The organism is Achromobacter sp. ACM03 (genome assembly GCF_014851665.1).
In the GTDB taxonomy this organism is placed as follows: Bacteria; Pseudomonadota; Gammaproteobacteria; order Burkholderiales; family Burkholderiaceae_B; genus Achromobacter; species Achromobacter aegrifaciens.
Map to the genome: position 1 here is coordinate 45,444 of NZ_JACVAD010000013.1, position 17,513 is coordinate 62,956.

Sequence of the window (17,513 nt, forward strand, 5' to 3'; positions counted from 1 at the left end):
CCGGACTCAGACGTCATGACCGCAGCCACTCCCGCCGCCAATCCCGCCCGCAAACGCCTGCTGCTGCTGGCAACCGGCGCCTTCATCCTCATCGCGATCGCTTACGGCATCTGGTGGGCGCTCTTCGGCGCTCATTTCGAGAGCACCGACGACGCCTACGTGCATGGCAACCTGGTGCAGATCACGCCGCAAGTGCCCGGCACGGTCGTGGCCATCGAGGCCGACGACACGGAAACCGTGGCCGCCGGCCAGCCGCTGGTGCGCCTGGACCCGGCCGACACCGACGTGGCCTTGCAGCAGGCCCAGGCCAAACTTGCGCAAACGGTGCGCCAGGTGCGCACCATCTACGTCCAGAACGACGCCCTGGCCGCCGACGTCGACCTGCGCAACGCCGACATCCTGCGCGCCCAGGCCGAACTGACCCGCGCGCAAAGCGACGTCAACCGCCGCCAGCAACTGGCCAAGTCCGGCGGCGTCAGCGGCGAAGAGATCCTGCACGCCGAAGCCGCGCTGAAGTCCGCCCAGTCAGGCCTGGCGCAAGCCCGCGCCGCGCTGGCAGCCTCCCGCGCCAAGCTGGCCACCAACCAGGCGTTGACCCAGGGCACCACGGTCGCCGACCACCCCGACGTGCAGCAGGCCGCAGCCGGCCTGCGCAACGCCTGGCTGGCGCAATCGCGCACCGTGCTGCCCGCTCCGGTGGGTGGCGTGGTGGCCCGGCGCAGCGTGCAGGTCGGCCAGCGCGTCGCGCCCGGTTCGGCCCTGATGACGGTGGTGCCGCTGGACCAGGTGTGGATCGAGGCCAATTTCAAGGAAGGCCAGCTGCGCAAGATGCGCATCGGCCAGCCGGCCAAGATGGTGGCCGACCTGTACGGCAGCTCGGTCACCTACCACGGCACCATCGCCGGCCTGGACGCCGGCACGGGCAGCGCCTTCGCCCTGCTGCCCGCGCAGAACGCCACCGGCAACTGGATCAAGGTGGTGCAACGCGTGCCGGTGCGCATCGCGCTGGACCCCGAGGACCTGAAGAAGCACCCGCTGCGCGTGGGCCTGTCGATGGACGTGGAAGTGGACGTGGGCAAGCAGGAAGGCGAACCGCTGACGCAGGCCGAACGCAAGGAGCCGGCCTGGTCGACGCGCGCCTTCGAGCCGGCCCATGACGAAGTCGACGCCATGATCAGCAAGATCATCGAGGCCAACCTCGCATCATGAGCGCAGCCAAGCAGCCCGCCGCCGCGCCGGCGCCCCCGCCCGGCGCCCACCCGCCGCTGGAAGGCGCGACCCGCATCATCGGGTCCATCGCGCTGTCCACGGCGGTGTTCATGAACGTGCTGGACACGTCCATCGCGAACGTGTCCATCCCGACCATCTCCGGCGATCTGGGCGTCAGCACCAGCCAGGGCACCTGGGTCATCACGTCGTTCGCCGTGGCCAACGCGATCACAGTGCCGCTCACGGGCTGGCTCACGCAGCGCTTTGGACAGGTGCGGCTGTTCCTGATCTCCACCCTGCTGTTCGTGCTGGCGTCATGGCTGTGCGGCTTTGCGCCCTCGCTGGAAGCGCTGATCGCGTTCCGCGTGCTGCAAGGCGCGGTCGCCGGGCCCATGATTCCGCTGTCGCAAGCGCTGATGCTGGCGAGTTTCCCCAAGTCCAAGGCGGGCATGGCGCTGGCGGTCTGGTCCATGACCACGCTGGTGGCGCCCGTCGCCGGGCCCTTGCTGGGAGGCTGGATCTCCGACAACTACACCTGGCCGTGGATCTTCTACATCAACGTGCCGGTGGGCCTGCTGGCCGCCTGGATCAGCTGGCGCATCTATGGCGACCGCGAATCGGTCACGCGCAAGCTGCCGATCGACAAGGTCGGGCTGGCGCTGCTGGTGGTATGGGTAGGCGCGCTCCAGATCATGCTGGACAAGGGCAAGGAGCTGGACTGGTTCGCCAGCGGCACCATCATCGCGCTGGCCGCCACCGCGTTCGTCGCCTTCGTCTTCTTCCTGATCTGGGAGCTGACCGACGCCCACCCCGTGGTGGATCTGCGCCTGTTCAAAATCCGCAATTTCACGGTCGGCGCGCTGACGCTGGCGGTGGCCTACGGCGTCTTCTTCGGCAACGTGGTGCTGCTGCCGCTATGGCTGCAAAGCAACATGGGCTACACCGCGACCTACGCGGGGCTGGTGACCGCGCCGGTGGGCCTGCTGGCGATCCTGCTGACGCCCATCGTCGGCAAGATGCTGGCCACGCGCGATCCGCGGCAGATCGCGACGGTGGCGTTCCTGATCTTCGCGCTGGTGTGCTTCATGCGTTCTGGCTTCAACACCCAGACCGATGTCCGCACGCTGATGGTGCCGACCATCATCCAGGGCGCGGCCATGGCGACGTTCTTCGTGCCGCTTACGTCGATCACGCTGTCCAGCATCGAGCCGTGGCGCATTCCCGCGGCCTCGGGTCTGTCGAACTTCCTGCGCCTGACCGCGGGCGCGTTCGGCACGTCCATCGCCACCACCCTGTGGGAAAACCGCGCGACCATGCATCACGCGCAGCTCACCGAAGTCGCCAAGCCCGGCCAGCAGGCGTTCGACCAGACCATGGCGACGCTGCAGAACGGGCTGGGCGTGACGCATCAGCAAGCGCTGACGATGGTGGACGGACTGATCAATGCGCAAGCCTTCACGATGTCCGCGGTAGACGTGTTCTACGCCTCCGCGATCATCTTCCTGGCACTCACCGGCCTGGTCTGGTTCGCTCGTCCCCGGTCGGCCAAGGCGGGCGGCGGCGGCGCGGCCGAAGCGGCGGCCGGCGCCCACTGAGGCGCAGCGCCAGGCCCCGGACCGATCTGCGTCCAGGGCCTGGCGGCACAAGAACGCTATTCCTTCAGCAAGACCTGCCAGTCGGCGCGCTCGATGACGTCGGCCGGCAAGGCGCTGGTGGGCGACAGGTTGAACACCGAGATGCCACGAGCGCGCCATTGCGCGGCGGCGAAGCGGAACGACGGCTCAATCAACTGCGAAAACTTGCGCGCTAGCCTGCTCGACTGGCGCGAGGTCCCTTCATCATAAAAGCGCACGCCATTTTGCAACGTCAGATCCAGCCCGTGCGCGTAGACCTTGCGGGCGCCGCTGGACACCAGCACCTGCAAGGCGGCATAGGCCACTGTATCGGCGTCGAACACGCCCAAGGCCACGTTGAAGCTGAAGCCCATGGCCTGTTTTGCGTCCAGCAACTGCACGTCGGGCGAGGCCGCCGCCATGCGCTGGAGCACGGCTGGCGCGGAGATGCGTTGGTAGGCCCGTGCGGAGATCAGTTCAATGACGCAGATGCGGCAGCGGATCGACTCCTGCGGCAGCCCCTGCATGATGTAGCGCAGAACCTCGGGCAAGACGTACAGCGTCAGGTCGCGCGACACGATCTCGCGAACCAGCTCGATACGCTCGCGCACGAAGTTCTGGTCGATGATGCAGTAATACTTGAACGGCAGGTCGAACTTGCGCGCCAGCATGATGGCGCCATTCACGCCCATCGCGACCCGGATGTCGAGCCGGTCGTAAGGTATCTGCGTGACCGACGGGCCGCTCAGGATCAGATGTACTTCCTGGTCGGCGGAATCGTACCCTTGAGCCAACGGCGTGACTGGCTGCGGTCGGCCAAAGGCGCGAAAGCCGCAGATGGCGCCTGACCTATCCCTGCGGATCCGGACGAAAGGCCACAAGTGCTGGTTATGCCTCTGCGTGCGCGACCGAAGCACGCGGTACAGCTTGCGCACGAAACGGTCGGCCCGCCCGCTACCCACGTGGGCAGCGGAGAAGGAAAAGCCAGATTCGTCCATTGACTAGCCGAAGGGTCTGGCGAGGACTTGCCTCAGCCCGCCGCGATCAGCGCGGCAATCGCGCTGCCGACGTCGGCGGTGGAGGCAGTGCCCTTCATGTCCCGGGTACGCGGACCTTCCGCCAGGACGGTTTCGATGGCCTTGACCACCGCAGCCGAAGCGTCCGGATAGCCAAGGAAGTCCAACATCAGCGCGCCGCTCCAGATCTGGCCGATCGGGTTGGCGATGCCCTTGCCGTAGATGTCCGGCGCCGAACCATGCACCGGTTCGAACAGGGACGGGAACTTGCGTTCCGGGTTCAGGTTGGCCGAAGGCGCGATGCCGATGGTGCCCGTGCAGGCCGGTCCCAGGTCGGACAGGATGTCGCCGAACAAATTGGAAGCCACCACCACGTCGAACCAGTCGGGATGCTGCACGAAATGCGCGCACAGGATGTCGATGTGGTACTTGTCCCAGCGCACGTCCGGGTACTTCTCGCCCATCTCGGCCACGCGCTCGTCCCACCAGGGCATCGAAATGGAAATGCCATTGGACTTGGTGGCGGCGGTCAGGTGCTTGCCGCGCTTCTGCGCCAGTTCGAAGGCGAACTTGAGGACGCGGTCGGCGCCGATGCGCGTGAAGACGCTTTCCTGGATGACCACTTCGCGTTCGGTGCCCGCGAACAGGCGGCCGCCGCTGTTGGAGTATTCGCCTTCGGTGTTCTCGCGCACGATGAAGAAATCGATCTCGCCGGGCTGGCGGTCCTTCAGCGGAGAGGGCACGCCAGGCATCAGGCGCACCGGGCGCAGGTTGATGTACTGGTCGAACTCGCGGCGGAACTTGAACAGCGAGCCCCACAGCGCTTCGTGGTCAGGCACCGTGGCGGGCCAGCCGATGGAGCCGAAGAAAATCGCTTCGTGCTGGCCGATCTGCGCCTGCCAGTCGTCCGGCATCATCTTGCCGCGCTTGGCGTAGTAGTCGCAGCTCCAGTCGAAATGGTCCCACTGAAAATCGATGCCGAATCGCGTTGCGACCGCGTCCAGCACCTTCAAGCCCTCAGGCACGACTTCCTTGCCGATGCCGTCTCCAGGAATCACCGCAATCTTGTGTTTCTTTGCCACCACGTCTTCCTTTGTTTTCCTTGGATGCACTATGCGCGCCGCGGGTCTGAGCGGCCACGCGCAGCCTCCATATCATTGCACGGAAATGTTACTCGATACGGCCCCGAATCGGACGCGCCAGCCACTGCTGGCAGGCACGCAGGATCAGGATTTCAACGCCGGCCTTTCGAGCCCAGCAAGGAGCCCAAAATGCCCCGGGTCAGTTCACGCGCGATCGACCGGACCGTGCTCTTGGCCATGGTCTGCACCACGCCGTCGCGCTTGCCGCCGCGCGGCCCCGTCGACCCGAACAAGACCTCGTTCAGGCTGTCCATGAGGCCGCCACCCGATTCCTCGGCAGCGCCCTTGCCTGCGGGCTGCGCGGAACCGTTCCCGGCCGCGCCGGCCTGGTCCGCCGGCTTGGCCGCACGCCCGGCCAGCACTTCATAGGCGGACTCGCGGTCTATGGATTTCTCATACTTCGACGCCAGCGGACTGCCCTGGCGCAACGCCTGCCGCTCCGCGTCGGTCGCCGGGCCGATCCGGCTGGCCGGCGGCACGATATAGGCGCGTTCGGTCGGCATCGGCCGCCCCTTGGGATCCAGCAAGGAAACCAGCGCCTCGCCCACGCCCAGCTCGGTGATGGCGGCCTCGATGTCCAGCCCCGGATTGGGACGCATCGTCTGGGCCGCCGTCTTCACGGCCTTCTGGTCACGCGGCGTGAATGCCCGCAAGGCGTGCTGGACGCGATTGCCCAATTGGCCCAGTACGGTGTCGGGGATGTCCAGCGGGTTCTGTGTCACGAAATAGACGCCCACGCCCTTGGAGCGGACCAGGCGCACCACCTGCTCGATCTTGTTCAGCAGCGCGGCGGGCGCATCGTTGAACAGCAGGTGGGCCTCATCGAAGAAAAACACCAGCTTGGGCTGGTCCATGTCGCCGACTTCGGGCAGCTTCTCGTACAGGTCCGCCAGCAGCCACAACAGGAAAATTGCATACAGGCGCGGCGCCTGCATCAGCTTGTCCGCGGCCAGCACGTTGACCATGCCTCGGCCCTGCGCATCCGTGCGCATCAGGTCGGCCACGTCGAGCATGGGTTCGCCGAAGAATTTCTCCGCACCCTGCGATTCCAGCGCCAGCAAGCCGCGCTGAATGGCGCCGATGCTGGCGGAAGACACATTCCCGTAACGTGTCTTCAGCTCCGAAGCGCGGTCGGCGACGTTCTGCAGCATGGCGCGCAGGTCCTTCAGGTCCAGCAGCAACTGGCCTTCGTCGTCGGCAACCTTGAAGACCAGCGTCAGCACGCCTTCCTGCGTGTCGTTCAATTCCAGGATGCGGGACAGCAGCAGCGGCCCCATATCCGATACCGTGGCGCGCACCGGCAGCCCCTGCTCGCCGAACACGTCCCACAGGGTGACGGGGCTGGCCGCCCAGGCCGGTTCGTTCAGGCCCAGGTTCTTCAGGCGTTCCAGCAGCTTGGGAGTCGCGGCGCCGGCCTGGGAAATGCCGGTCAGGTCGCCCTTGACGTCGGCCATGAACACCGGCGTGCCGATACGGGAGAAGGATTCGGCCAAAACCTGCAAGGTGACGGTCTTGCCGGTGCCCGTGGCCCCCGTGATGCAGCCGTGGCGGTTTGCCAGGGCGGGTAGCAGCGCCAATTCGGTCTGTGCATTCTTGGCGATGACGATGGGGTTGGGCATGTGCAGCTCTCCGGACCAGGGAATCAGATGGATGCCCAAGTGTAGAGCCTGCCGCGCCGCTTGTGCGCGTGGCAATATGGACACATGCGGTCCGCCCCCGGGCGCGCCGGGCGCTGGCACGGTAAAATGCCATTTTTGCAGACAAATTACCCTGGGAAGCCATGGCCGGACACAGCAAATGGGCCAATATTCAGCACCGCAAAGGGCGCCAAGACGCCAAGCGCGGAAAGCTCTGGACCAAGATCATTCGTGAAATCACCGTGGCGGCGCGTGCCGGCGGCCCTGACCCGGACAGCAACCCGCGCCTGCGCATGGCCTGGGACAAGGCCACCGACGCCAACATGCCCAAGGACAACATCCAGCGCGCCATCCAGCGCGGCGCGGGCGGCGCCGACGGCGAGGCCTACGAAGAAGTCCGCTACGAAGGCTATGGCATCGGCGGCGCAGCCGTCATCGTCGACTGCATGACAGACAACCGCACCCGCACCGTCGCCGAAGTGCGCCACGCCTTCGCCAAGAACGGCGGCAACCTGGGCCAGGAAGGCTCGGTCGCCTTCATGTTCAAGCATTGCGGCCAATTCGTCTTCGCCCCCGGAACCTCGGAAGACAAGGTCATGGAAACCGCCCTCGAAGCCGGCGCGGAAGACGTGACGACCGACGAGGAAGGCGTGATCGAAGTGGTCTGCGCCCCGGCTGACTACGCCGCCGTGCGCGGCGCCTTCGACGCCGCCGGCCTGAAGGCCGAAGTGGACGGCATCGTCATGAAAGCCCTGAACGAGACCGAACTCGCCGGGGAAGACGCCATCAAGATGCAGAAACTGCTCGACGCCCTGGAAGGCCTGGACGACGTGCAGGAAGTCTATACGAACGTCGTTTTCGACGAAGCGCAGTAACTCCATTACCCCGGCGCCGGGCGGGCCTTGCCTGCCCGGCGCCACGCTGTCACCGGATCCGGGTCCGCCTGGATCCTGGCCTACTCCACGGGCTGGCGCCTTGCGGCGCTCGACTGGCAACCTAAAGAACCTCGCAACATGAAACTCCTGGTAATTGGCTCTGGCGGCCGAGAACACGCCCTCGCCTGGCGGCTGGCCCGCTCCCCGCGCGTCCACAAGGTATACGTCGCTCCCGGCAACGGCGGCACGCAACGCGCCGAACAGATCGAGAACGTCCCGTTCACCAATGCCGAGGAATTGGCCGATTTCGTGCAACGCGAAGGCGTCGCCCTGACCGTCGTCGGCCCTGAAGCCCCCCTGGCCGCTGGCGTCGTCGACGTGTTCCGCGCCCGCGGCCTGAAGATCTTCGGCCCCACCAAGGCCGCAGCGCAGCTGGAAAGCTCGAAGGACTACGCCAAGGCCTTCATGGTCCGGCACAACATCCCGACCGCCCGCTACGAAACCTTCACCGATCCGGCCAAGGCGCACGCCTACATCGACCAGGAAGGCGCTCCCATCGTGATCAAGGCCGACGGCCTGGCCGCCGGCAAGGGCGTGGTGGTCGCCGCCACGCTGGAAGAGGCGCATGCCGCCGTGGACGCCATGCTGGGCGACGGCTCCATGGGCGCCGCCGGCGCGCGCGTCGTCATCGAGGAATGCCTGGTGGGCGAAGAAGCCAGCTTCATCGTCATGTGCGACGGCCGCAATGTGCTGGCCCTGGCCACCAGCCAGGACCACAAGCGCCTGCAGGACGGCGACCAGGGTCCCAATACCGGCGGCATGGGCGCGTATTCGCCCGCGCCCATCGTCACCCCGGAACTGCACCACCGCATCATGCGCGAAATCATCCTGCCGACCGTGCAGGGCATGACGCGCGATGGCATCCCGTACACGGGCTTCCTGTACGCCGGCCTGATGATCGCCCCGGGCGACGACCCCGACCGCGAGATCAAGACCCTGGAATTCAACTGCCGCATGGGCGATCCTGAAACCCAGCCCATCATGATGCGCGTCAAGAGCGACCTGCTGGACGCCCTGGAGCATGCCGTCGACGGCACGCTCGACCAGGCCGACATCACCTGGGACCGCCGCACCGCCCTGGGCGCCGTGCTGGCCGCGCACAACTACCCCAACACGCCGCGCACCGGCGACGTCATCCGCGGCCTGCCCGCCGACGCCGAGGACTGCATGGTGTTCCACGCCGCCACCAAGCTCGACGGCGACGAAGTCAAGACCACCGGCGGCCGCGTGCTGTGCGTCACGGCGCTGGGCGACTCCGTCAAGATGGCCCGCGACCGCGTCTACGAAGCGATCGACGGCATCCACTTCGACGGCCGCCAGTATCGCAGCGACATCGGCTGGCGCGCGCTCAAGCCTTCGCAGCAGAAGTCCAAGCCCAACGCCTAGCCGGAACCGTCGATGAACGCCTTGCCCGTCTCTTCCGTCCGGGACTACCTCACCGGCTTGCAGGCCCGCATCGTCGGCGCCCTGGAAGCCGCCGAGGGCGCGGCCTTCCGTACCGACGAATGGGTCCGCCCCGAGGGCGGCGGCGGGCTGTCGCGCCTGCTGGAAGGCGGCTCGCTGTTCGAACGGGCCGGCGTGCTGTTCAGCCATGTCCAGGGCAGCAAGCTGCCGCCCTCGGCCAGCGCGCACCGCCCGGAACTGGCCGGCCGGTCCTGGGAAGCCATGGGCGTGTCCATGGTGCTGCACCCGCGCAATCCCTACGTGCCCACCACGCACATGAACGTGCGCATGTTCCTGGCGGCAGCCCGGCCCGGCCACGACGAGGCCGACGTCTTCTGGTTCGGCGGCGGCATCGACCTGACGCCCTACTATCCCTACGAGGAAGACGCCCGCCATTTCCACGCCACCTGCCGCGATGCCCTGGCCGGCCATGGCGCCGACTACTACCCGCGCTACAAGCGCTGGTGCGACGAGTACTTCTTCCTAAAACACCGCAATGAAACGCGCGGCGTGGGCGGCATCTTCTATGACGACCTGAACGCTCCCGGCTTTGACGCCTCGTTCGCGCTGACCCGATCGGTGGGCGACGCCTTCCTGCCGGCCTACATGCCGATCGTGGAACGCCGCCGCGACCAGGCCTACGGCGAGCGCGAGCGCGATTTCCAGGCCTACCGCCGCGGCCGCTATGTGGAATTCAACCTGGTCTTCGACCGCGGCACGCTGTTCGGCCTGCAGTCCGGCGGACGTACCGAGTCGATCCTGCTGTCCATGCCGCCGCTGGCGCAGTGGCGCTACGACTGGCAGCCCGAGGCAGGCACGCCCGAGGCCGAATTGGCCGCCTACCTCAAACCGCGGGACTGGGTTTGAAGCGCATCGGCCTGTTGGGCGGCAGTTTCGACCCCGTCCACGTCGCGCACATCGCCCTGGCGCAGAACGCCTTGCAGACGTTGGGCCTGGCCGAGGTGCAGCTCATCCCCGCGGCCAATCCCTGGCAACGCGCAGCGTTGCACGCCACGGCCGAACAACGCCGCGACATGCTGCAACTGGCCATCGCCGGCCATGCGGGCCTGGTGGTCAATCCCATCGAAATCGACCGCGGCGGCGCGACCTACACCATCGACACGCTGCGCGCCCTGCCCCAGGACGCGCGCTACGTCTGGCTGCTGGGCACCGACCAGTTGGCGAATTTCTGTACCTGGCGCGACTGGCAGGACATCGCCAGCCTGGTGGACCTGGCCGTGGCCACCCGCCCGGGCACGGCGCTCAGCGCCCCGCCGGCGCTGGCCGAACACCTGCGCGGCCAGGGACGCGAACTGCAGGAACTGCCTTTTGCTCCCATGCCGGTTTCGGCCTCGCAGATCCGCCAGCGCCTGGCGCAAGGCGAATCCACCGAAGGCCTGCTTGCCGCTCCGGTGGCCGCGTATATTGCGGCGCACCATCTTTACCGATAAACCTACACCCGCGGTGCGCTGAAAGCGCCACGGGGCCAGCATCCGCTGTCCGCCCGCGGGTTATATTTACTGACTATGGATATACAAAAACTCCAACGCGCCGTCATCGACGCCCTCGAAGACGTCAAGGCGCAAGACATCAAGGTCTACAACACCACGCATCTGACCAGCCTGTTCGATCGCGTCGTGATTGCAAGCGCCACCTCCAACCGCCAGACCCGCGCCCTCGCTTCCAGCGTGGCGGATCGCGGCCGTGCGCTCGATCTCTCCGGCATCACCATCGAAGGCGAAGACACGGGCGAATGGGTCGTGGTCGACCTGGGCGACGTGGTCGTGCACATCATGCAGCCCGCCATCCGCCAGTACTACAACCTGGAAGAGATCTGGGGCGGCAAGCCGGTGCGCGTGAAGCTCCTGCCCGAGTCCACCCGCCCCGCGCCGGTCGCCAACGACGGCGCGCACGACGCCGAGTACTGAGCGCGCCGTGAAGCTGATCGTCGTGGCCGTGGGCACGCGCATGCCGGACTGGGTGCAAACCGCCTGGGACGACTACGCCAAGCGCCTGCCGGCCGACTGCGCGCTGGAACTGCGCGAAATCAAGCCTGAACCCCGCACCACCGGCAAGACGCCCGCCCAGATGATGGCGGCGGAAGCCAAGCGGATCGACGCCGCCCTGCCCGCCAGCGTCTTGCGCCTGGCGCTGGACGAACGCGGACGCGACCTCACCACCATGGCGTTGTCGCAGAAGCTGGAACAATGGCGCGCCGGCGGTCAGGATGTTGCTTTTCTCGTCGGCGGCCCGGACGGGCTGGATGCCGACCTGAAGGCATCCTGTTCCGGCCAATTGCGCCTGTCCTCGCTGACGCTTCCGCACCCCATGGTGCGCGTGGTGCTGGCCGAACAGCTCTACCGGGCCTGGGCCATCATGACCAATCATCCCTACCACCGCGCCTGACCGCTGGCCGGGCCGGCGCCCATCCTGCTGACGCATGACCGACACCGCAACCTCCGCGCGCCTCTACCTTGCCTCCGCCAGTCCCCGGCGGCGCGAGCTGCTGACCCAGGTCGGCCTGGCCCACGAAGTCCTGCTCGTACCCGCCCCGCCGGGCGAGGACGAACCCCAACATCCCGGCGAAAGCGCCGCCGACTATGTCCAGCGCACTGCGCGCGACAAGGCCCTGCGCGGACGCGACTGGATGCTCAGCCAGGACCTGCCGCAACTGCCGCTGCTGGCCGCCGACACCACGGTTATCCTGGCGGGCGCAGTACTGGGCAAACCGGCCGACCGCGACGACGCCATGCGCATTCTGCGCGCGCTGTCCGGCTCCGCCCACGAAGTACACACCGCCGTCGCCGTCTGGACTGGAAACCAGTTGCTGGAGGCCGTGTCCATCACCGAGGTCCGCATGCGCGCGCTGACGGATGAGGAACTCGGCCGCTACTGCGACAGCGGCGAGCCCTACGGCAAGGCGGGCGCCTATGGCATCCAGGGCCTGGCGGGCACGTTCGTTTCGCATATCGCCGGCAGCTATACCGGCGTGATGGGCCTGCCCTTGTTCGAAACTGCAAACCTGTTGCGCGCGGCAGGGATACAGATGCCCTGAAAACCGCGGCCTCCGGTCGAAAAAAATCCCCCGAGACCGTCGAGGTCCGGGGGATTTTTTTTCCGGCGGGCAGTCCTTCTTGCCGGGGCTTACAGCTGCATCAATAGTTGCGGCCGCCTGCAGGCAGCCGCGGATCTACGCTGTTTCAGCCATGCTGCAGCGGCTGGCCCATGGGTACGCCGCCAGCCCTCGGCGCTTCCTGAACCGGAGCCGCGGCAGGCACGGGCGCGGGCTGAAGCTCGCCCTCGAGCGCGGCATGCAGCTGCTCCTTATCCAGCTCCCCTTCCCAGCGCGCCACGACCACGGCGGCAGTCGCGTTGCCGACCAGGTTGGTCAGCGCGCGGCATTCCGACATGAAGCGGTCCACGCCCAGGATCAGCGCCATGCCGGCGACCGGAACGGAAGGCACCACCGACAGGGTTGCGGCCAGGGTGATGAAGCCTGCCCCGGTCACGCCCGCCGCGCCCTTGGAGCTCAGCATCGCCACCAGCAGCAGCAGGATCTGGTCGCCCAGCGACAGCGGAATATCGCAAGCCTGCGCGATGAACAGCGCCGCCATCGTCATGTAGATGTTGGTGCCGTCCAGGTTGAACGAGTAGCCGGTGGGTACGACCAACCCGACCACCGACTTCGAGCAGCCGGCGCGTTCCATCTTCTGCATCAGCGTGGGCAACGCGGCTTCGGACGAACTGGTGCCCAGCACCAGCAGCAGCTCTTCGCGGATGTAGCGCACCAGCTTCAGGATCGAAAAGCCGTTGTAGCGCGCCACCAGGCCCAGCACCACGACCACGAACAGCACCGAGGTTGCGTAAAACGTACCCACCAGCATCGCCAGATTGATGACGGACTTGATGCCGTACTTGCCGATGGTGAAGGCCATCGCGCCAAACGCGCCGATGGGCGCGGCCTTCATCAGGATGGCGACCAGCTTGAAGACGGGCTGTGCCAGGGCAGTCATGAAGTTCAGTATCGGCTGGCCACGTTCGCCCACCATGGCCAGCGAAATGCCGAACAACACCGCCACGAACAGCACCTGGAGAATGTCGCCGCCCACGAACGGACTGAAGATCGTGGTCGGAATCACGTTCATCAGGAAGCCCGTGATGGTCGAGTCATGCGCCTTGGCCACGTAGCCCGAGACCGCCTTCTCGTCCAGCGTCTTGGGGTCGATGTGCATGCCGGCGCCCGGCTGGACGATATGGCTGACGATCATGCCTACGATCAACGCAAGCGTGGAGAACACCAGGAAGTACAGCATGGCCTTGCCCGCCACGCGGCCGACCTTCTTCAGGTCGCTCATCGCCGCGATGCCGGTGGCCACGGTCAGGAAGATCACCGGCGCGATGATCATCTTCACCAGCTTGATGAAGGCGTCGCCCAGCGGTTGCATCTGCTGGCCGAGCTCGGGCTTGAACGCGCCCAGCAGCACGCCCACCACGATGGCGAAAATCACCTGCACATAGAGGATTTGATAGAACTTGAGCTTGCGCACGGGCGCGACTTGATCCACGTCGATCATTGGGATTGTCCCCACCAAGGCCCCTTGCTCCGGGCGGTTCAGCGCGGGCGTTGGGGCGTTATCTGTTTTCTGGCAAGCGCGTATCGCCGCAAGCCGATTTCACCCCGCAGGCAACGCCGCCGGGCTTGGCTTTACTAATGCAAGAGGCGTGCCAACATCGGCAGACCTTCCTCTTGCGCTCCAAGCCCTTGATCAAAAAAGGAATTTTTCTTCTCTCAGCGCACTGCCCCGACCTTTATTGGCGGAATTTCACACAAAAAAGATATAGAATGTGCGAAAAACCGCACACTCCATGTCGACCCACTCCTCTCCCCGCGATGCCCGACCCGGCGTGGACCAGGCCAGAAAGCCGCGGCGCCCTCGGAACACGCCTGTCTGGCCTTGGCCCTGGAAGGCCATCGCCATCCTGCTGGGTGTCGCGGTCGTCTATGGCGTACTGCACGCCGCCACGCTCTGGGCGCGCGACGGCGCGCTGAAGAATGCCGGGGAGCAGGCACGCGTGGCAGCCCAGCTCAACGCGGCATTGCTGCGCAACAACCTGGACAAATTCAGGGCGCTGCCCTTTGTCCTGACGCGCGATGTCGACGTGCGCGCGGCGCTGCAGGGAGGCTCGCACGTGCAGATCGAATCCCTGGACGACAAGCTCGATACGTTGAGCCGCGGCGTCGGCGCATCCGCCATCTATGTGCTGGACAAGAAGGGCCTTGCGATCGCTGCCAGCAACTGGCGTGAACCCGCCACGTTTGTCGGCGTGGACTACCAGTTTCGGCCCTATTTCCAGGGATCGGTAGCCCATGGCTCGGCCGAGCACTTCGCTTTGGGCACGATCAGCCACGAAGCCGGGCTGTACTTGTCGCGACGCGTGGATGACGTCAACGGCGCCATGCTGGGCGTGGTCGTGCTGAAAGTGGATTTCCGGGACCTGGAGGCCGACTGGCGCCAATCGGTTTCGCCCATTTTCGTCACGGACGAGCATGGCGTAGTGCTATTGGGCAGTATCTCCGACTGGCGTTTCGATGTGCTGGCTCCGCTCACCCCAGACTTGGCCCGGGCCTTGCGCAGCAGCCTGCAATTCGGCGACGCGCCCTTTTTCCCGCTACCCTTGCGGCCGCAGCTACAAGCCATCAGCCATGGCCAGCTGGTGCGCGCCGACGTAACCCTGCCACAGATCCCCGCAGGCGCGCCGCTGGTGCACACGACGTTACCCATTGTCGAGTCCCCAGGTTGGACACTGCATCTGTTGTCGCCCGTGCAGACGGCCATCAACCAGGCTACCGCCAACGCCCAGCTGGGCGCGCTGCTTGCGCAGTGCGCGCTAGCCGCCTTGGTCGGCATCGTTCTCTTTCGCCGCCACCGCAACCGTGAGCGTGCCGAGCAGCAGGCCGCCATCCACGAACAGCTGGCCTCCCTGGTCGATGAACGCACGGCTCAGCTGCTGCAAGTCAACGAACAACTGGTCGATGAGATGGACGAGCGCCAACGCACCGCCGCCCGTTTGCACACCATGCAAGAAGAACTGGTCCAGGCCAGCAAGCTCGCCTTGCTGGGACAGGTGGCAGCCGGCGTGGCGCACGAGATCAACCAGCCTGTCGCGGCCATACGCGCCTATGCGGACAACGCCGCCGAGTTCCTGCGCAGGCAAGATGAAGGCTCGGCGCAGGAAAACCTGGGTACCATCGCGGCGTTGACGGAGCGGATCGGCCACATCACCGGAGAATTGCGCGCCTTTTCGCGCAAGGCCGACACGTCCATCGGTCCCGCGAACCTGAAGGATTGTCTGGAGGGCGCGCTGTTGCTGGTTGCGCCGCGCGCGCGGCGCCAGGGCATCGTCCTGCAACGTCCGCCCGCGGGTCAGAATTACCGGGTGCTGGCCAATCGCATACGGCTGGAACAGGTGCTGGTGAATCTGCTGCAAAACGCGATGGAAGCGCTGGAAGGCCGGCCCGACGGCCGCATCGTCGTGGCGCTGCAGGACCTGGGCGCGACCGTGCAGGTCTACGTCAGCGACAACGGTCCCGGCCTGTCGGCCGAGGCGCGGGCGCATCTGTTTACTCCCTTCTATACGACCAAGGCCGAAGGACTCGGACTGGGGCTGGTCATCTGCCGCGACATCGTCACCGAATTCGGTGGCGACCTGATCGCCGCCGGCCCGGCCGATCCCGTCTTTCCCGCTCCGCATGCCCCGGGCTGCGGAGCCATGTTCATCCTGACGTTGCGCAAGGCGTCTGGCCAGCAAAACGCTACCGAGCTACACCATGAACCGCGCTCCTGAATTTCCGCCAGCCGCGCCGGCATCCATTGACGACAGCCAGCGCCAGCCGTTTTTGCCGCGTGCGGTATTCATCGACGACGACGACGAACTGCTGCGCGCCAATACGCAGACGCTGAAGCTGCACGGCATCGCCGTGGACGCGCATGCCAGCGCACGCTCTGCCCTGCCCACACTAACGCGCGATTTCGACGGCGTGGTCGTCAGCGATATACGCATGCCCGACATGGACGGCCTGCAACTCTTCCAGCGCTTGCGGGACATAGACCCCGACATCCCCGTCATTCTGATCACCGGCCATGGCGACATCGCCACGGCCGTGCAATGCATGCGCGACGGCGCCTATGACTTCCTGGCCAAACCCTATGCCGCCGACAGGCTGATCACCGCTATCATGCACGCTGCGGAAAAGCGCCATCTCGTGCTGGAAAACCGCCGGCTGCGCGAAGCCGCGTTCGCCGTCCAGGCCGACGAGGTGCCTTTCATCGGCACGACGCCGGCCATGCAACGCATCAAGCAAACGCTGCGGCATATCGCGGATGCCGACGTGGACGTACTGGTCGAAGGCGAGACCGGAACCGGCAAGGAAGTCGTTGCCACCGCCTTGCATCGCCTGAGCCGCCGCAGGCACCGCGCACTGGTCGCGATCAACTGCGGCGCCCTGCCTGAAAGCGTCATCGAAAGCGAGCTCTTCGGCCACGAGCCCGGCGCCTTCACCGGCGCCCAGAAGAAGCGTATCGGCCGGATCGAGCATGCCAGCGGCGGTACGCTATTCCTGGACGAGATCGAGAGCATGCCGCTGGCGGTGCAGGTCAAGCTGCTGCGCGTGCTCGAATCTCGCCAGATCACTCCTCTGGGCAGCAACGAAGTGCGCAATCTGGACCTGCGCGTGGTCGCCGCCACCAAGGAAGACCTGGGCAGTCCAGCCATACGCGCCAAGTTTCGCGAAGACCTGTTCTACCGCCTCAATGTGGTCACCATCCGGATTCCGCCGCTGCGTGAACGCCGCGAGGACATTCCGCTGCTGTTCGCCCACTACCTCGGCCACGCATCGCGCCGCTTCCAGCGCGACATCCCGGAAATGCCGGCGTCCATCAAACAACATCTCATGACGCACGACTGGCCCGGCAACGTGCGTGAACTTGCGCATTTCGCCGAGCGGGTCGTGCTTGGCGTGTTGAATATCCCTGCCCCGCCAACCGCCGTGGCCCAGGACGCCGCGTCAAGCCTGCCGGAACGGATGGAGCGCTTCGAAGCACAGCTCATCCGCGAGGCACTCCAGGCGCACCAAGGCGACATCAGGGCCACCCTGGAGTTCCTGGGCATTCCGCGCAAGACCTTCTATGACAAGCTGCAGCGCCACGGCATAGACCGCCAGCAATACACGCAGCAGTAGGCCGTTCAGCGCCCAGATTGCGGCAGCAAAACAAAACCCCTCGCAGGATATTCCTGCGAGGGGTTTTTCATTGGGACTGCGGCTGGTGGTATCGCGCGAGAGATCCCGAGCGCAATACATTCGGTCGCCACAAAGACAAAACCCCACAGGGATTACCTGTGGGGTTCTGCGGAATAAAAGCTTGACGATGACCTACTTTCACAGACGTCCGTCCACTATCATCGGCGCAAAGTCGTTTCACTGTCCTGTTCGGGATGGGAAGGAGTGGGACCAACTCGC

15 protein-coding genes and 1 rRNA gene are annotated in these 17,513 nt (G+C 65.9%); 11 read left to right on the top strand and 5 right to left on the bottom strand.

Annotation, left to right across the window (positions count from 1 at the left end; genetic code table 11):
• Positions 1-15 precede the first annotated feature (15 nt).
• The gene (locus IB257_RS31125) at positions 16-1,209 is read left to right on the top strand and encodes an efflux RND transporter periplasmic adaptor subunit (RefSeq protein WP_119451017.1); all 1,194 of its coding nucleotides are present in this window, start codon (positions 16-18) and stop codon (positions 1,207-1,209) included.
• Positions 1,206-2,804: a DHA2 family efflux MFS transporter permease subunit gene (locus IB257_RS31130; protein ID WP_054458751.1), complete on the top strand. Its 1,599-nt coding sequence runs from the start codon at positions 1,206-1,208 to the stop codon at positions 2,802-2,804. The genes IB257_RS31125 and IB257_RS31130 overlap by 4 nt, the downstream gene beginning before the upstream one ends.
• Positions 2,805-2,860: 56 nt before the next feature.
• Here the strand turns inward: IB257_RS31130 and IB257_RS31135 are convergent, their stop codons facing one another.
• The 3 genes from IB257_RS31135 to IB257_RS31145 form a co-directional block, all read right to left on the bottom strand.
• Complete coding sequence (locus tag IB257_RS31135) at positions 2,861-3,820, bottom strand: hypothetical protein (protein ID WP_192355251.1); 960 nt, start codon at positions 3,818-3,820, stop codon at positions 2,861-2,863.
• 32 nt (positions 3,821-3,852) lie between these two features.
• Positions 3,853-4,920 (bottom strand): tartrate dehydrogenase, encoded by a 1,068-nt coding sequence (locus IB257_RS31140; protein WP_192493327.1) that lies wholly within the window; start codon positions 4,918-4,920, stop codon positions 3,853-3,855.
• 152 nt (positions 4,921-5,072) lie between these two features.
• The gene (locus tag IB257_RS31145; protein ID WP_054458783.1) at positions 5,073-6,599 is read right to left on the bottom strand and encodes a helicase HerA-like C-terminal domain-containing protein; all 1,527 of its coding nucleotides are present in this window, start codon (positions 6,597-6,599) and stop codon (positions 5,073-5,075) included.
• A 161-nt stretch (positions 6,600-6,760) separates the two neighbouring features.
• Here IB257_RS31145 and IB257_RS31150 point away from each other — a divergent pair, with 161 nt between their 5' ends.
• The 7 genes from IB257_RS31150 (at position 6,761) to IB257_RS31180 (ending at position 12,050) form a co-directional block, all read left to right on the top strand.
• A complete protein-coding gene (locus IB257_RS31150) occupies positions 6,761-7,492 on the top strand; it encodes a YebC/PmpR family DNA-binding transcriptional regulator (RefSeq protein WP_054458755.1) in 732 nt (243 codons plus the stop codon).
• 138 nt (positions 7,493-7,630) lie between these two features.
• Positions 7,631-8,938, top strand: coding sequence for a phosphoribosylamine--glycine ligase (gene purD, locus IB257_RS31155; protein ID WP_054458757.1), 1,308 nt, complete (start codon positions 7,631-7,633; stop codon positions 8,936-8,938).
• 12 nt (positions 8,939-8,950) lie between these two features.
• Positions 8,951-9,862, top strand: a complete 912-nt coding sequence (gene hemF / locus IB257_RS31160; RefSeq protein ID WP_054458759.1) for an oxygen-dependent coproporphyrinogen oxidase — start codon at positions 8,951-8,953, stop codon at positions 9,860-9,862.
• A complete protein-coding gene (gene nadD / locus IB257_RS31165; protein WP_054458761.1) occupies positions 9,859-10,446 on the top strand; it encodes a nicotinate (nicotinamide) nucleotide adenylyltransferase in 588 nt (195 codons plus the stop codon). Before hemF ends, nadD begins: the two co-directional genes overlap by 4 nt.
• A 75-nt stretch (positions 10,447-10,521) precedes the next feature.
• On the top strand, positions 10,522-10,923 hold the full coding sequence (gene rsfS / locus IB257_RS31170; RefSeq protein WP_013392761.1) for a ribosome silencing factor: 402 nt from the start codon (positions 10,522-10,524) through the stop codon (positions 10,921-10,923).
• Positions 10,924-10,930: 7 nt separating this feature from the next.
• Positions 10,931-11,401, top strand: a complete 471-nt coding sequence (gene rlmH / locus IB257_RS31175) for a 23S rRNA (pseudouridine(1915)-N(3))-methyltransferase RlmH (protein WP_175164216.1) — start codon at positions 10,931-10,933, stop codon at positions 11,399-11,401.
• Positions 11,402-11,435: 34 nt separating this feature from the next.
• Positions 11,436-12,050, top strand: coding sequence for a nucleoside triphosphate pyrophosphatase (locus IB257_RS31180; protein WP_175214403.1), 615 nt, complete (start codon positions 11,436-11,438; stop codon positions 12,048-12,050).
• A gap of 145 nt (positions 12,051-12,195) precedes the next feature.
• On the opposite strand, the gene IB257_RS31185 is transcribed toward IB257_RS31180, so the two are convergent.
• Positions 12,196-13,569: a dicarboxylate/amino acid:cation symporter gene (locus IB257_RS31185; RefSeq protein WP_192493328.1), complete on the bottom strand. Its 1,374-nt coding sequence runs from the start codon at positions 13,567-13,569 to the stop codon at positions 12,196-12,198.
• A gap of 292 nt (positions 13,570-13,861) precedes the next feature.
• Here IB257_RS31185 and IB257_RS31190 point away from each other — a divergent pair, with 292 nt between their 5' ends.
• Positions 13,862-15,841 carry an ATP-binding protein gene (locus IB257_RS31190; RefSeq protein ID WP_175182340.1) on the top strand — a complete coding sequence of 660 codons (1,980 nt, stop codon included), beginning with the start codon at positions 13,862-13,864 and terminating at the stop codon, positions 15,839-15,841.
• Positions 15,825-17,234 (top strand): sigma-54 dependent transcriptional regulator, encoded by a 1,410-nt coding sequence (locus tag IB257_RS31195; RefSeq protein ID WP_175182341.1) that lies wholly within the window; start codon positions 15,825-15,827, stop codon positions 17,232-17,234. Before IB257_RS31190 ends, IB257_RS31195 begins: the two co-directional genes overlap by 17 nt.
• Positions 17,235-17,413: 179 nt before the next feature.
• Here the strand turns inward: IB257_RS31195 and rrf are convergent.
• A 5S ribosomal RNA gene (gene rrf, locus IB257_RS31200) occupies positions 17,414-17,513 on the bottom strand; the annotation flags it as partial.